The 14,387-nt window shown below is 70.9% G+C and carries 12 protein-coding genes; 6 read left to right on the plus strand and 6 right to left on the minus strand.

The window, feature by feature from the left end; all coding sequences use genetic code 11:
* Positions 1–101: 101 nt before the first annotated feature.
* Both KZ820_RS03225 and KZ820_RS03230 read right to left on the minus strand, forming a co-directional pair.
* Entirely contained in the window at positions 102–380 is a 279-nt protein-coding gene (locus tag KZ820_RS03225) for a hypothetical protein (protein WP_219747232.1), read from the minus strand.
* Complete coding sequence (locus tag KZ820_RS03230) at positions 380–1,345, minus strand: glycerophosphodiester phosphodiesterase (protein WP_258047713.1); 966 nt, start codon at positions 1,343–1,345, stop codon at positions 380–382. Before KZ820_RS03230 ends, KZ820_RS03225 begins: the two co-directional genes overlap by 1 nt.
* A 121-nt stretch (positions 1,346–1,466) precedes the next feature.
* Between KZ820_RS03230 and KZ820_RS03235 the strand changes: the two genes are divergently transcribed.
* The 6 genes from KZ820_RS03235 (at position 1,467) to KZ820_RS03260 (ending at position 9,200) form a co-directional block, all read left to right on the plus strand.
* Positions 1,467–1,976, plus strand: a complete 510-nt coding sequence (locus KZ820_RS03235) for a 2Fe-2S iron-sulfur cluster-binding protein (protein WP_183920824.1) — start codon at positions 1,467–1,469, stop codon at positions 1,974–1,976.
* On the plus strand, positions 1,973–2,938 hold the full coding sequence (locus tag KZ820_RS03240) for an FAD binding domain-containing protein (protein ID WP_219747233.1): 966 nt from the start codon (positions 1,973–1,975) through the stop codon (positions 2,936–2,938). Before KZ820_RS03235 ends, KZ820_RS03240 begins: the two co-directional genes overlap by 4 nt.
* Complete coding sequence (locus KZ820_RS03245; protein WP_219747234.1) at positions 2,935–5,178, plus strand: xanthine dehydrogenase family protein molybdopterin-binding subunit; 2,244 nt, start codon at positions 2,935–2,937, stop codon at positions 5,176–5,178. The genes KZ820_RS03240 and KZ820_RS03245 overlap by 4 nt, the downstream gene beginning before the upstream one ends.
* A gap of 29 nt (positions 5,179–5,207) precedes the next feature.
* The gene (locus tag KZ820_RS03250) at positions 5,208–7,412 is read left to right on the plus strand and encodes a xanthine dehydrogenase family protein molybdopterin-binding subunit (protein ID WP_219747235.1); all 2,205 of its coding nucleotides are present in this window, start codon (positions 5,208–5,210) and stop codon (positions 7,410–7,412) included.
* Between the two features lie 203 nt (positions 7,413–7,615).
* Positions 7,616–8,539 carry an XdhC family protein gene (locus KZ820_RS03255; RefSeq protein WP_219747236.1) on the plus strand — a complete coding sequence of 308 codons (924 nt, stop codon included), beginning with the start codon at positions 7,616–7,618 and terminating at the stop codon, positions 8,537–8,539.
* On the plus strand, positions 8,526–9,200 hold the full coding sequence (locus KZ820_RS03260; RefSeq protein ID WP_219747237.1) for a nucleotidyltransferase family protein: 675 nt from the start codon (positions 8,526–8,528) through the stop codon (positions 9,198–9,200). Before KZ820_RS03255 ends, KZ820_RS03260 begins: the two co-directional genes overlap by 14 nt.
* Positions 9,201–9,343: 143 nt before the next feature.
* Here KZ820_RS03260 and KZ820_RS03265 read toward each other — a convergent pair whose 3' ends face one another.
* Genes KZ820_RS03265 through KZ820_RS03280 form a run of 4 tightly spaced genes read right to left on the minus strand, consistent with a single transcriptional unit; the run spans position 9,344 to position 14,190 of the window.
* Positions 9,344–10,552 (minus strand): ABC transporter permease, encoded by a 1,209-nt coding sequence (locus KZ820_RS03265; protein WP_132907653.1) that lies wholly within the window; start codon positions 10,550–10,552, stop codon positions 9,344–9,346.
* The gene (locus KZ820_RS03270; RefSeq protein WP_219747238.1) at positions 10,552–11,286 is read right to left on the minus strand and encodes an ABC transporter ATP-binding protein; all 735 of its coding nucleotides are present in this window, start codon (positions 11,284–11,286) and stop codon (positions 10,552–10,554) included. The genes KZ820_RS03265 and KZ820_RS03270 overlap by 1 nt, the downstream gene beginning before the upstream one ends.
* Positions 11,276–12,673 carry an efflux RND transporter periplasmic adaptor subunit gene (locus KZ820_RS03275; RefSeq protein ID WP_219747239.1) on the minus strand — a complete coding sequence of 466 codons (1,398 nt, stop codon included), beginning with the start codon at positions 12,671–12,673 and terminating at the stop codon, positions 11,276–11,278. Before KZ820_RS03275 ends, KZ820_RS03270 begins: the two co-directional genes overlap by 11 nt.
* Positions 12,673–14,190, minus strand: a complete 1,518-nt coding sequence (locus KZ820_RS03280; RefSeq protein WP_219747240.1) for an efflux transporter outer membrane subunit — start codon at positions 14,188–14,190, stop codon at positions 12,673–12,675. The genes KZ820_RS03275 and KZ820_RS03280 overlap by 1 nt, the downstream gene beginning before the upstream one ends.
* Positions 14,191–14,387 lie beyond the last annotated feature (197 nt).

Raw genomic sequence — 14,387 nt, forward strand, 5'->3', positions numbered from 1 at the left:
CCACCGCGACTCCTTCTCGGCCGTACGGCGGATGACCCGCCGATGCGGCCATGAGGCACTGTCGGCGGTGTCGCTGTATCATCGCGCGCCGGCGAACCGGCTCAGCGCCCCGCTCCCGCGGACCTGGGCGCGGTCTGACACTGGTCGGGATGCTTGCGGCACGCCTTCTCACGCTCGCGCCGCTCCTTCTCGTCGCGCTCGGCCTGTTTGCGCTGCTCGCGGACGTATTTCTCGTCACGCTCCTTGGCGCTGGTGGTCATCACGTCGGCGCCCTTGCCGACCGCCTTGACCGGCAGCGTCGCGACGTTCCACGCGGTGCGCACGCACCCGCCCGTCGCCAGCAGCGGCATCGCCGCCATCATCACCAGGAACCCACGCATCACTTCGTCTCCCGCGCCCGTGCCTCCGCCCCGATAGCAGGAAAATCGGTGAAGAACCCGTCGATCCCCTGCCCAAGCGCGGCGCGGATCTCGCCGACCAGGTCGCCGTGCGTGGCGGGCTGGTCGCCGCGACGGAAGCGCGGGTCGAGGAAGACGTTCTCGGCGCGATAGGTCCACGGGTGCACCTTGAGCCCCGCCGCGTGCGAGTCGTGCACCAGCGGCGTCGCGGTCGCGCCCGACCACAGCATCGCCTTCTCCGGCCCGAGACCGTAAGCGTAGCGTGCCACCGCGCGCAGCCCCTCTGGCGTCACCATCGCGGCATAGCTCGGCGCGGCGCCGTCGGCGGGGGCGCCCTTGGCGGCGACGAGCTGGATCAGCCGGATCTTGGTCATCGTCGCCAGCCGCTTGAGATTGTCGACCTCGAACGACTGGATGAACACCGGCGCCGCGGGCGAGTCCCAGCCGGCGGCGCGCAGCTGCGCGACCAGCAGCGTGTCGGTCGGGTGGCCGATCGAGCGAAAATAGGTCGGGTGCTTGGTCTCGGGGTAGATCCCGACGTGGTGCTGCTTGGCCAGCGCGATCACCTCAGCGAAGGTCGGGATCGCTTCCTTGCCGTCCCACGCCGTGTTCCCGGGGCGCAGCTGCGGCAGCCGCTCCTTGGCGCGCAGCGTCTTCAGCTCGGCCAGCGTGAAATCCTCGACGAACCAGCCGGTCAGCGACTGACCGTCGATCGTCTTGGTGGTGCGGCGGCCGGCGAACTCGGGATGCTGCGCGACGTCGGTCGTCTCGGAGATCTCATTCTCGTGGCGCGCGACCAGCACGTCGTCCTTGGTCGGCACCAGGTCGGGCTCGATCACGTCGGCGCCCTGCTCGATCGCGCGCGTGTAGCTCGCGATGGTATGCTCGGGCCGCTCGCCGCTGGCGCCGCGGTGCGCGATGATGAGCGGGCGAGTCGGTGCGGTCATCCCCGCTTTCTGCGCCAGCGCCGTGCCGGGCGCCACCGCCAGCGCCATCCCCATGAGAATCGTTCGCACGGACCCGCCGAGCGGCCGCGACGTTTCGCACACGTTAGTCAGGGGCCGGTCCATGCACTTCACCATTAACGGAAAATCCTACGAGGCCGAGGTCGATGTCCGCACCTCGCTGCTCGACCTGTGCCGTGAGCATCTCGGGCTCACCGGCAGCAAGAAGGGCTGCGACCACGGCCAGTGCGGTGCCTGCACCATGTTGGTGAACGGTCGCCGTATCAACGCCTGCCTCACGCTCGCCGTGATGCATCAGGATGACGAGATCATGACGATCGAGGGTCTGGGCACGGTCGAGAACCTCCACCCGCTCCAGGCCGCGTTCGTCAAGCATGACGGCTATCAGTGCGGCTATTGCACGCCGGGGCAGATCTGCTCCGCGGTCGGCATGCTCGACGAGGTGAAGAAGGGCTGGCCCAGCCACGCCTCCGCCGACCTGAGCGACGTCACCTTCGACGAGAGCGAGATCAGCGAGCGGATGAGCGGCAACATCTGCCGCTGCGCCGCCTATCCCAACATCGTCGAGGCGATCCGCGAGGTCGCCGCCGAGCAGCGCGAGGTGACGGCATGAAGACATTCGACTACGCCCGCGCGGGCAGCGTCGCCGAGGCCGTGCAGGCAGGCGGCCGCTTCATCGCCGGCGGCACCAACCTGCTCGATCTGATGAAACTCCAGGTCGAGACTCCCGAGAAGCTGGTCGACATTAGCCGCCTCGACCTCGCCCGGATCGAGGAGCGCGAGGACGGCGGCCTCACCATCGGTGCGCTGGTGCCCAACAGCGACCTCGCCGCCGATCCGCGTGTGATCGAGAAGTATGAGGTGCTCAGCCGCGCGTTGCTCGCTGGCGCGAGCGGCCAGCTGCGCAACAAGGCGACCACCGGCGGCAACCTGCTCCAGCGCACGCGCTGCTATTATTTCTACGACACCGCCGCGGGCTGCAACAAGCGCGAACCCGGCAGCGGCTGTGAGGCGATCGGCGGCTTCAATCGCGTCCACGCCATCCTCGGCACCAGCGACCAGTGCATCGCCACCCACCCCGGCGACATGCCGGTGGCGATGCGCGCGCTCGACGCGGTGATCGTCACCCAGCGGGGGGACGGCGATAAGCGCCGCATCCCGATCACGGACTTCTACCGCCTGCCCGGCGACACGCCGCACATCGAGAACGTCCTCGAGCCGGGTGAGCTGATCACCCACGTCGAGCTGCCCGCACCGCCGCAGGGCAAGCAGACGTACCGCAAGGTGCGCGACCGTGCCTCCTACGCCTTCGCGCTCGTCTCCGTCGCCGCGGTGATCGCGGTCGAGGAAGGGAAGATCGCCTCCGCCGCGCTCGCCTTCGGTGGCCTCGCGCACATGCCGTGGCGCAATCCCGCGGTCGAGGCCGCGCTGATCGGCCAGACGCCCGGCACCGCCGCCTTCGAGGCCGCCGCCGACGCGTTGCTCGATGGCGCGAAGGGCTTCGGCAGCAACGACTTCAAATTGCCGCTCGTGCGGCGCGTCCTCATCGCCACGCTCCGGGATCTAACGCAATGACCCTGCTCGACACCGTCCTGGGCCGCGACGAGCACCGCTCGCTCCGCATGGACAAGCCCCTGCCCGACAGCCTGCTCGATCGCGGCGCGCAGGGCGTGATCGGCCAGCCGATCGACCGCGTCGAAGGGCCGCTCAAGGTGTCCGGCCGCGCCACCTATGCGGCGGAATACCCGGCCGAGCGGCTCAGCTACGGCGTGCTGGTGCGCGCGCCGTTCGGCTCTGGCAAGATCACCGACGTCGTCGCCGACGAGGCCAAGGCCCTGCCGGGCGTGATCGACGTCATCACCGATTACCCCAGCTTTATCCGCAACCCGCAGCAGGGCGGCGAGAAGAAGGCGCCAACGCAGGGCGTGGAGAAGGTCGACTATCACGGCGAGATCGTCGCGATCGTCGTCGCCGAGACGTTCGAGGCCGCACGCGATGCCGCGGCGCGGGTCAAGGTCGCCTATGAGCCGGCGGAAGGCGCCTTCGTCTTCGCGGAGCATCGCGACGAGGCCGATCGGCCTCCGCCCGACCAGATCCCCCCCAAGTCGAGCCAGGGTGACGTCAACGCCGCGATGGCGTCCGCTGCCTATACCGTCGACCAGACCTACACCACGCCGAGCCAGAACTCCGCCGCGATGGAGCCGCACGCGTCCATCGCCGAGTGGAAGGATGGCAAGCTGACGCTGCACGGCTCGTACCAGATGGTCGCGTCGGACCAGATGCAGCTCGCCCAGGCGCTCGGCGTGAAGAACGATCAGGTGCGGATCATCTCGCGCTATGTCGGCGGCGGCTTCGGCTCCAAGCTCGGCATCGCGCCCGAGAGCGTCGCCGCCGCGATCGCGGCCAAGCGGCTCGACCGGCCGGTCAAGGTAGCGATGGCGCGCCAGCAGGTGTTCGACGCCACGGTGCGCCGCTCGAATACCGAGCAGCGCATCCGTCTCGCCGCCGACCATGACGGCAAGCTCACCGCGATCGCGCACGAGACGCTGGCGAGCAATCTGCCCGGCGAGGACTATTTCGAGCCGGCCGGCATCGGCACGCACTTCGCTTATGCCGCGGAGAACCGATTGACCGACCACAAGCTGGTACGGCTCAACTGGCTGCTCTCCGGCTCGATGCGTGCGCCGGGCGAGGCGGTCGGCATGCTCGCGCTCGAGGCGGCGATGGACGAGCTGGCGGAGGTGATCGGGATCGACCCGATCGAGCTGCGCCGCCGCAACGAACCCGAGCAGGACCCCGAGAAGAAGGTGCCCTTCTCCAGCCGCCAGCTGGTGCCGTGCCTCGATCGAGGGGCGGAGGCGTTCGGTTGGTCCGCGCGCAAGAAGACCGCGGGCGACCGGCGCGGCGAGTGGCTGCACGGCATGGGCGTCGCCGCCGCGGTGCGCTCGAACATGCTGCAGAAGTCGTCCGCCTCGGTCGAGCTGACCAAGGACGGCCGCGCGATCGTGTCGACCGACATGACCGACATCGGCACCGGCACCTATACGATCCTGGCGCAGATCGCCGCCGAGACGCTCGGCCTGCCGCTCGACCGCGTGATCGTCCATCTCGGCGACGGCGAGGCGCCGCCCGCGGCGGGCTCTGGCGGCTCGTGGGGCGCGGGGTCGTCAGGCTCCTCGGTCTATGTCGCGTGCGAGGCGCTGCGCGAGAAGCTGGCCCAGGCGATGGGCGTCGACCCCGACGAGCTCACGCTCAAGGACGGCCGCGTCATCGCCGAGAACCGCGCGGTGGAGATCACCGAGCTGGTCGGCGACGGCATGAAGGTCGTCGGCACGATCCAGCCCGGGCACCAGGAGAAGCTGGTGCGGCAGGCGAGCTACGGGGCGCATTTCGCCGAGGTGAAGGTGAACGCGGTGACGGGCGAGGTGCGCGTCGTGCGCATGCTCGGCGTGTTCGAGGCGGGGCGCATCCTCAACCGCAAGACCGCCCGCTCGCAGTGTCTCGGCGGCATGACCTTCGGGATCGGCGCCGCGCTGAGTGAAGAGCTGGTCCACGACCGTCGCAACGGCAAGGTGGTGAACCGCGACCTCGCCGAATATCACGTGCCGGTCAACGCCGACATCCCGCAGCTGGAGGTCGAGTTCATCGACGGGCGCGACCACCACGCCAACCCGATCCACGCCAAGGGCATCGGCGAGCTCGGCATCTCGGGCGCGGGCGCAGCGATCGCCAACGCGATCTACAACGCCACTGGCGTGCGCGTGCGCGACTATCCGATCACGCTCGACAAGCTGCTGCCCGGCCTGCCAGACTAAAAAAACGCAGGATAATCCGGACTGACAGGATGATCGAACAGGCGATCGACACGGCGGAGCGGCCGGGCGGGCTGGCGCGCGCGGTGCAGGGCGTGCTCGGCGCCGCCGTGCCGCGCGTGGAAGGACCGCTCAAGGTCACCGGCGCCGCCACCTACGCCTATGAGCGCGCGCCGGACGACGTTGTCTATGCCGCGGTGGTCGGCGCCCCGGTCGGCGCCGGCCGCGTCACCCGCATCGACGCCGCGGCGGCGCGCGCGCTGCCCGGTGTGATCGCGGTCATCGACGACGACCCGCGTCTGCCGGCCGGCGGCGCCAACTCGCGCGCGATGCCGCATCAGGGCACCGACCGCGTCTTCCACTACGGCCAGCCCGTCGCCGTCGTGGTCGCCGAGACGCAGGCGATCGCGCGTGAGGCGGCGGCGCTCGTCCGCGTCGACGCGGAAGCGACGCCGGGCCGCTACGACGCCGCCGACCTGCCGATCGAGCGCCGGCCCAAGTCCGCCTTCCTCGCGCCCGTCGACACCGGCGACCTCGACGCCGCGTTGCGCGACGCGAACGTCGTGCTCGACCGCACCTACACGACTCCGGCGCACTTCCCCGCCGCGCTCGAGCCGCACGCATCGACGATCTGGTGGGAGGGAGACGTGCTCACCGTCCGGTCGAGCAACCAGATCGTCGGCGCCGCGCGTGACACGATCGCCACCGCGCTCGGCATGGCGTCCGACAAGGTGCGCGTGCTCGCGCCCTATGTAGGCGGCGGCTTCGGCGGTAAGACCGGTGTCGGCCCCGAGGTGATCCTCGCCGCGATCGCCGCCGAGCGGCTGCGCCGCCCGGTCAAGGTCGCGCTCCCGCGCCGCGACACGGCTTATCTGGTTCACCATCGCAGCCCGACGAAACAGCGCGTCCGCATCGCCTGCGACCGCGACGGGCACATCGCCGCGATCGCCCACGAGAGCGTGGCGCAGCAGAACGACGATGCCGGCTTCGTCGAGCCGGTGCCGTTCGGCACGATCCCGCTCTACGCCGGCGCGGCACGGCGGATGACGACGGACCTGGTCCGCGTGAACCTGCCGCCGACCGGCGCGGTGCGCGCGCCGGGCGAGGCGGTCGGCACCTTCGCCACCGAGTGCGCGATGGACGAGCTCGCCGAGGAACTCGGGCTCGATCCGATCGAGCTGCGCCGCCGCAACGAGCCGGCCTATGATCCGACCACGTCGCGCCCCTTCTCCACGCGCCGGCTGCTCGACTGCTACGCCGAGGGTGCCCGGCGCTTCGGCTGGCCTGCCCGCGTGCCCGACCCCGGCACCACGCGCGACGGCGAATGGCTGATCGGCATCGGCATGGCGACCGCGCTGCGCGGCAATTTCACCGTGGCGGCCGAGGCGGAAGTGCGGCTCGACGCGGGCGGCGCCGCGACCGTGTCGTGCGACATGACCGACATCGGCACTGGCACCTATACGATCCTGGCGCAGACCGTGGGCGAGATCCTCGGCCTCGCGCCCGCCGCGGTGACGGTGCGGCTCGGCGACACCGACCTGCCGCCCACCGCCGGCTCGGGCGGCTCGTTCGGCGCGGGCAGCGCCACCTCCGCCGCGGCGCTGGCGTGCGAGGAGGTGCTCGCCGAGCTGGCGCGCCGAATGAACGCCGCGCCTGAGGAGCTGGTGCTGCGCGATGGCATGGTGAGCGCGGGCTCGCGCACGGTGCCGCTCGCCGATCTCGTCCGCGACGCGTCGATCGTCGCGCGCGGGCGCAGCACGCCGGGGCAGCAGGCCCAGCGCACCAGCCAGGCCAGCCACGGCGCGCACTTCGCCGAGGTCGCGGTCAACGCGGTCACCGGCGAGGTGCGCGTGCGGCGGATGGTGGGCGTGTTCGACGTCGGCCGCGTACTCAACCGCGCCACCGCGACCAATCAGCTGGTCGGCGGCATGATCTGGGGGATCAGCTACGCGCTCGGCGAGGCCGCGTTGGTCGACCCGCGCTCGGGCCGCTTCGTCAACCCGGACTTCGGCGAGTATCACGTCGCGGTGAACGCCGACGTCCCGCGCATCGAGTGCCATTTCGTCGAGGAGATCGACGACGCCGCCAACCAGACCGGCGCCAAGGCGGTGGGCGAGCTCGGCATCTCGGGCGCGGGCGCGGCGGTGATCAACGCGATCCACAATGCGACGGGCGTGCGCGTGCGCGACGTCCCCGCGACGCTCGACACGCTGCTCGCCGCGCTGCCGCCGGTGTGAGCGAAACATGTATGGCGTGTGGGCGGCGCGAAGAAGCATCGCTGCTTGGACGGAGGTGCTTCGAGACGGTACTTCGACGAGCTTAGTGCCTCCTCAGCACGAACGGTGGCGCGCATCCGTTCGTGCCGAGGAGAAGCTGAGCTCGTCGAAGCCTCGTCTCGAAGCATGGCTCCACCGCTGCTGAACAACAGGAAAGACCGCCCATGGCCGACAACGACACCGTCCTCGCCGCCGCGCAGAACTGGAAGGGCGCCCCGCTCGCGCTCGCCACGGTGGTCTCGACCTGGGGCTCGGCGCCGCGACCGCGCGGCAGCCACATGCTGGTCCACGCCGACGGGCGGTTCGAGGGTTCGGTCTCGGGCGGCTGCGTCGAGGGCGACATCCTCGACACCGCGGCGCAGGTGATCGCGGGCGCGCCGTTCCAGCTCAAACGCTACGGCGTCGCCGACGACAGCGCCTGGGAAGTGGGCCTGCCCTGCGGCGGCGAGATCAGCGTCATGGTCCAGCCGGTATCGGCCGAAGGCTTCGACCCCGAATTGTTCGACCGCATCGCCGTGGCGCGCGCAGAGGGCCGCTCGCTCACCGTCACCACCGATCTCGCCACCGGCCATGCCGACCTGCGCCCGCTCGAGACGGGCGAGGTCTTCGCCAACCGCTACGACCCGCCGCGACGGCTGCTGATCGTCGGCGCCGTGCAGATCGCGCAGAGCCTCGCCGCGCTCACCCAGGCGCTCGGCATCGAGACGGTGGTGATCGACCCGCGCGGGCGCTTCCTCACGGAGGAACGCTTTCCCGGCGTCACGCTGGACGATCGCTGGCCCGACGAGGCGGTTGCGGCGTGGAGGCCCGGCCCGTCCACCGCGGTGGTGACGCTCAGCCACGACACCAAGATCGACGACCCCGCGCTGATCGCCGCGCTCGCCGCCGAGACCGGCTATGTTGGCGCGCTTGGCAGCCGGCGCAGCCACGCGGCGCGACGGGAGCGGCTCGCCGCCTCGGGCGTTGATGCGGATCAACTCGACCGGATCGACGGTCCCGTCGGGATCGACATCGGCGCGATCGGCCCGTCCGAGATCGCGCTGTCGATCGCGGCGGCGATGGTGGGAGCGTTCAATGATCGCCGTTGAGGAGACCGTCCTCGTGCTGCTCGCCGCCGGCCGATCGGAGCGGTTCGGCGATATCGGCAGCAAGCTCGACCAGCCGTTCCTCGCGCGCCCGCTCGGGCTACACGTCGCGGTGGCGCTGGAAGACATGCCGTTCCGCCAGCGCGTCGCGGTGGTGGACGGGTGCAAGATCGACTTCGCGCAATTCGGCTTCTTCGTCACCCACAACGACGATCCGGAGCGCGACATGGCATCCTCGGTGCGGATCGGGGTCGACTGTGCGCGGGCGCATGACGCGAAGGCGGTGCTGATCGCGCTCGCGGACATGCCGCGGGTGACCGCGGCGCACATCTACCGGCTCTTCGACGCGAGCGAGATGGGCGAGCAGGCGGTGGTGGCGTCGAGCGACGGCCGCTCGCCCAAACCACCCGCGCTGTTCGGCCGGGCGCGCTTCGACGAGCTGCTCGCGATCAGCGGCGACCAGGGCGCGCGCGACCTGATCCAGTCGGGGCGACACGTCGTCACCAACGGGGCCGAGCTGATCGACGTCGACACGCCCGCGGAACTCGAGGCGCTGCGCGAGCTGGTCCACGCGCCCGAGGCACTGTCGCGGCCGGACTCACACGTGCTGCGCGGCGGGGATGCTGCGGCGCTAGCGGCGCTGCGTGGCCAACTGGAGGAGTGACGCCGAACTGCCACCCCGGCGCACGCCGGGGTCCATTTGGGGGACGCGGCTGAGACTCACTGACGCCTTCCCCCCTGGACCCCGGCGTTCGCCAGGGTGGTCAGCGATAGGAGATGGGCCCGATCACTCGTGCCGCCCCGCCCCTATTCGTGCCGCAGCGCGTCGATCGGGTTGAGCGCCGCCGCGCGTCGCGCCGGAAAATAGCCGAACACCACGCCGATCACCGCGGAGATCGCGAACGCCACCAGGTTGATTCGCGGATCGAACGTCCATGGCACCTGGAGCAGCGGCGTCAGCCCCGCGATCACCGCCTGCGCCAGCACCAGCCCGATCAGCCCGCCGAGGCACGACAGCGCCACCGCCTCGACCAGGAACTGCAGCAGCACCTCGCGCGCCACCGCGCCGATCGCGAGCCGGATGCCGATCTCGCGCGTGCGCTCGGTCACCGACACCAGCATGATGTTCATGATGCCGATCCCACCGACCACTAGGCTGATCGCGGCCACCGCGGCGACGATGCGGGTCAGCGCGGTGGTGGTGCCGGTGAGGGTGTCGCTGATCTGCTTGGTGTCGAAGATGTTGAAATCGTCCTCGCGGCCGTCGGTGATGGTGCGGCGCTCGCGCAGCAGCTGGGTGATCGAGGCCTGGACGGTGCTGGTGGCATAGGCCTGGTCGACCCCGACCAGCATCAACCGCACGTCGCGGTTTCCGGTGAAGCGGCGCTGCACCGTCTTGATCGGCATGATCACGATGTCGTCCTGGTCACCGCCGAACCCGGCCTGCCCCTTGGTCGACAGCACGCCGATCACATCGCAGCTCACGTCGCCGAGCCGGAAGCGCTCGCCCACCGCCTCGCCGCCGCGGAAGAGGTTCTGCCGCACGGTGTTGCCGATGATGCAGACCGCCTTGCCCGCCTGCTCCTCCTGCGGCGTCCACTGCCGACCGCTCACCAGCGGCCAGGGCTGGACCTGGAAATAGGCCGCTGTGGTGCCGTTGATCGTGGTCGACCAGTTGGCGCCCTCATAGATCGCGGTGGCGCTCGCCTGCGCCTGCGGGGCCACCGCGGTGACGCCCGCGATCTGCCCCGCGATCGCGGTGACGTCCTCGGGCTTGAAGTCGGGCGGGCGCGGCCCGCCACCGCCGCGACCGAAGCCCTGGCCGGGGCGGATCTGGAGGATGTTGGTGCCGAGCGCCGCAATCTGCGATTGCACCGCGGCGGTGGTCGCCTTGCCGAGCGTGACCATCGTGACGACCGCGCCGACGCCGATGACGATGCCGAGGATCGTCAGGAACGAGCGCAGCAGGTGCCGGCGGATCGAGCGCAAAGCGAGCAGGAAGGTGGTGCCCAGCATCAGTTCGCCTCGACCCGCTCGGGCAACTCGCCCGGCCGATGCCGCGCCTCGATCCGCTCGACCAGACCGTCCTTGAAGTGAATCACGGTGCGCGCGAAGGCGGCCATGTCGGGCTCGTGCGTCACCATAAGCACGGTAATGTTGCTGTCGCGATTGAGCCCGGTGAGCAGCTCCATGATCTCGATCGAGCGCTCCGAGTCGAGGTTGCCGGTCGGCTCGTCGGCGAGCAGCACGTCGGGCGAAGTGACGATCGCGCGCGCGATCGCGACGCGCTGCTGCTGGCCGCCCGACAGCTCGGCGGGAGTATGGTCCCACCATTGGTCGAGCCCCACCTTCTCCAGCGCCGCCATCGCCGCCTGGCGCCGCGCGCGCTTCTCGTCGCCGCGGTACAGCAGCGGCAGTTCGACATTCTCCAGTGCGGTGGTGCGGCTGAGCAGGTTGAAGCCCTGGAACACGAAGCCGAGGTGCCGGCGACGCAGCAGAGCGCGCTGGTCGCGGTCGAGCGTCTCGACGTGATGGCCCTGGAACAGGAAGGTGCCACCGCTCGGCACGTCGAGGCACCCGAGGATGTTCATCGTCGTCGACTTGCCCGAGCCCGACGGGCCCATCACCGCGACGAAGTCACCAGCGGCGATGTCGAGGTCGACGCCCTTGAGCGCCTGGAACTGCGTCGCGCCCTCGCCATAGACCTTGGTGACGCCGCGCAGGCTGATCAGGGGCGCGTCACTGGCCACCCGCCGCGCCCCCTCCCCCGCTGCGGCGCCCGCGCCCGCTGGCGCTGGCCGCGCCGGCCTGGTCGGTGCCCGCGGCGAGCTGACCGGTGATCACCTCCATGCCGGGCTTGAGCCCGCCCGACAGCACCTCGGTCTGCGTGCCGTCGGTGTCGCCGGTGGTGACCTGGATCGGCCGGGGCGTGCCGTCCTCGCCCTTGACGTAGACGGTCTGCGCCGCGCCGCGGCCGACGGTGGCGCTGCGCTCGCCCGCACGAGCGCGCCGCGGCGGCCCCATCAGGATCGTGCCGGTGATGCCGCCGCGCCCGCCGCCGCCGGCGCTCGGCTTGAAGCGGAAGGCGGCGTTGGGGACGAGCAGCACATTGCGCTTGTCCGCGGTGACGATGTCCGCGGTGGCGGTCATGCCGGGCCGCAGCTGAAGCGTCGGGTTCGCCACGGTCAGGTCCGCGGCATAGGACACCACTTGCCCGCTGGTGCTGGTGCTCGAGGTGGTCGACGACGAGGACGAAGCCGTGGCGTTGCTGACCGTCAGGTTCGAGCCGAGGTCGACGCGCGTGATCGTCGCCGGGAAGCTGCGGCCGGGGAAAGCGTCGACGGTGAAATCGGCCTTCTGCCCGATCTGCACCTCGCCCACGTCGGCCTCGTCGATCGCCACCTCCAGCTTCATCTTGGAGAGGTCCTCCGCGATCACGAACAAGGTTGGCGTGTTGAACGAGGCGGCGACGGTCTGGCCGGGATCGACCTGGCGCGCCAGCACCACGCCGTTGACGGGCGAGCGGATGATCGCGCGCGCGCGCTGCGTCTGCGACTGCGACAGCGTCGCGCGCGCGGCGGCGACGTTCGCCTCGGCGACGCGCAGCGCCGCAGTGGCACGCTGCGCGTCGGCCTGCCCGGTCTGCAACTCGGTGCGCGACGGCACGCGTCCCTTCGACAGCTTGAACACCTCGTTGAGCCGGGCGAGCTGCGCCTGCGACTCCGCCACCGTGGCACGTGCCTGCGCCACCTGCGCCTCATTGGCGGCGAGCTGCGCCTGGCCGGCGCGGATCTGGTCGTCGATCTGCTCGGGATCGATCAGCGCGAGCGGCTGGCCCGCGCTGACGCGGTCGTTGACGTCGACCACTACCTTGGTGACGAGCCCGGAGAGCTGCGAGCCGACCGTCACCTGGTTGGTCGGCGCGAGCTTGCCCGTGGCGGAGACGGTGACGGTGAGGTCACCGCGCTTGGCCGTGGCGGTGGCGTAGCGCACCGGCTCCTCGCCGCCGAACACGCAGCGCGAGAGCAGCAGCAGCACCACGACCAGGCCGGCGAGCACCAGCACCCACTTGGCCCAGCGCCGCCACGCCGGCTGCGGCTGGACGCCCAGGAAGTCGTCGAGCTGTGTCTCGGGCATCAGGGCTGTCCGTCGCTGGGCGTGGTGAGGGGGGCGGGCGTCGGCGCGGGTTGAGCGAGCGTCGGCGCCGCGGCGGCGCGCGGCGGCGCCTCTGGGACCACGGCCGAGTCCCACCCGCCGCCCAGCGCGCCGAACAGCTGCACCAGCGCGGTCGCCGCGTCGGCCTGCGCCTGCGCCGCGCTGTTGCGCGTGCTGAGCAGCGTCGCCTCCTGCTGGCTGAGCGTGGTGAAGTCGGTCAGCCCGGTGCGATACTGGCTGCGCGACAGGATCGCGGCGTTGTTCGCTGCCTCATAGGCGATGGTCAGCTGCTCCTCGCGCCGCCGCGCGGTGTCGAGCGCCACCGCGGCATTCTCGACGTCCTCCAGCGCGGTCAGCACGATCGACTTATAGGCGGCGAGCGCGGCGTCGGCCGCGGCCTCCTGACCGCGCACCTGGCTGTTGAGCCGGCCGCCGTTGAAGATCGCCTGTGTGATGCCCGCGAACAGTCCGCCCGTGACGGTGTCGAGCAGGCTGCCGACGCCCGATGCGCGCGTGTTGATGTTCCCAGTGATCGCGAGATTGGGATAGAGCGCGGCCTTGGCGACGCCGATCTGCGCGGTCGCCGCGGCGAGCGTGCGCTCGGCCGCGCGCACGTCGGGCCGCTGGCGCAGCACGTCGGCGGGGATGCCGATGCCCGCGGGCGCAGCGCCGACCGGGATCGACCGCGCCGCCGCCAGCCGCGGCTTGAGCGCGCCCGGCGCCTGCGCGGTGAGCACGCCGATGCGCGAGACCGCGGCGTTATATTGCTGCTCGAGCGACGGGATCGTCGCCGCGGTCTGCGCGCGCTGCTGGCGCGCCTGCTCCTGGTCGAGCGACGAGACCAGCCCGGCCTGGACGCGGAAGCCCGCGATCTCGAGATTGTCGTCCTGCAGCGTCAAGCTGGCGCGCGCGTTGGCGAGCTGCGCCTGGTACAGCCGCGCGAGCACGTAGTTGCGTGCGACTTCCTGCTGCACCGACAGCAGCGTGGTCGCATAGTCGAAGCCCGAGGCCTGATATTGCGCGCGGCTCGCCTCGACGGTGCGGCGCACCTCGCCGAACAGGCCGAGCTGGTAGGAGGCGCTCAGCCCGACCGAATAATTGTCCGCGCCGCCGCCACCGACATTCTGCACGGTGCCGTCAGGGAGTGTGATCGTCTGGCCGCCGCCGCGCAGCGTCTCGGAGCGGCTGTAGCCGGTGTTGCCGCTCAGCGAGGGCAGCAGGTCGGCGCGGCTCTGCACCAGCGACTCGCGCGCCTGGCGCAGCCGCGCGATCGCCTGCGCGACGTCGAGGTTGGCGGTCGCGGCCTGGTCGACCAGCTCGCCGAGCACGGGGTCGTCGAAGCGCTGCCACCAGCGCGTGAGATCCTCGCGCGTCGGCGCGGCGGGGACGGAATAAGCGCTCGGCACGCCGAGCTCGGACGCCGACCGCGGCTGGTAATCGGGGCCGACACTGCAGCCCGCCAGCGCGAGCAGGGTCATCGCAAGGGTCGCACGCCTCATGCTGCGATGCATGAACATGCCCGCCGGGCGCGTCCAGCGTTAATGTGTCGCAAGATGTCGTGGGGGGTCCGTGCTGGGCGGGAGCCGTGGCAGCAGACGGCATCGTGACGGTGATGAACCTCGCCTTGGTGAGACACGGCTGACGAAAAGGGCGTCTTCCTGGACTCGTTTCAGGATCCACGGTGCCGCGTACGAGG

This window comes from Sphingomonas citri, from assembly GCF_019429485.1.
Taxonomy (GTDB): domain Bacteria; phylum Pseudomonadota; class Alphaproteobacteria; order Sphingomonadales; family Sphingomonadaceae; genus Sphingomonas; species Sphingomonas citri.

Bases quoted from the DNA above. Each gene is read 5' to 3' on its own strand.
- KZ820_RS03235 (WP_183920824.1), top strand. From the start codon at position 1,467: ATGCACTTCACCATTAACGGAAAATCCTACGAGGCCGAGGTCGATGTC.
- KZ820_RS03240 (WP_219747233.1), top strand. From the start codon at position 1,973: ATGAAGACATTCGACTACGCCCGCGCGGGCAGCGTCGCCGAGGCCGTG.
- KZ820_RS03245 (WP_219747234.1), top strand. From the start codon at position 2,935: ATGACCCTGCTCGACACCGTCCTGGGCCGCGACGAGCACCGCTCGCTC.
- KZ820_RS03275 (WP_219747239.1), bottom strand. From the start codon at position 12,673: ATGCCCGAGACACAGCTCGACGACTTCCTGGGCGTCCAGCCGCAGCCG.
- KZ820_RS03280 (WP_219747240.1), bottom strand. From the start codon at position 14,190: ATGAGGCGTGCGACCCTTGCGATGACCCTGCTCGCGCTGGCGGGCTGC.
- KZ820_RS03250 (WP_219747235.1), top strand. From the start codon at position 5,208: ATGATCGAACAGGCGATCGACACGGCGGAGCGGCCGGGCGGGCTGGCG.
- KZ820_RS03255 (WP_219747236.1), top strand. From the start codon at position 7,616: ATGGCCGACAACGACACCGTCCTCGCCGCCGCGCAGAACTGGAAGGGC.
- KZ820_RS03265 (WP_132907653.1), bottom strand. From the start codon at position 10,552: ATGCTGGGCACCACCTTCCTGCTCGCTTTGCGCTCGATCCGCCGGCAC.
- KZ820_RS03230 (WP_258047713.1), bottom strand. From the start codon at position 1,345: ATGACCGCACCGACTCGCCCGCTCATCATCGCGCACCGCGGCGCCAGC.
- KZ820_RS03260 (WP_219747237.1), top strand. From the start codon at position 8,526: ATGATCGCCGTTGAGGAGACCGTCCTCGTGCTGCTCGCCGCCGGCCGA.
- KZ820_RS03225 (WP_219747232.1), bottom strand. From the start codon at position 380: ATGCGTGGGTTCCTGGTGATGATGGCGGCGATGCCGCTGCTGGCGACG.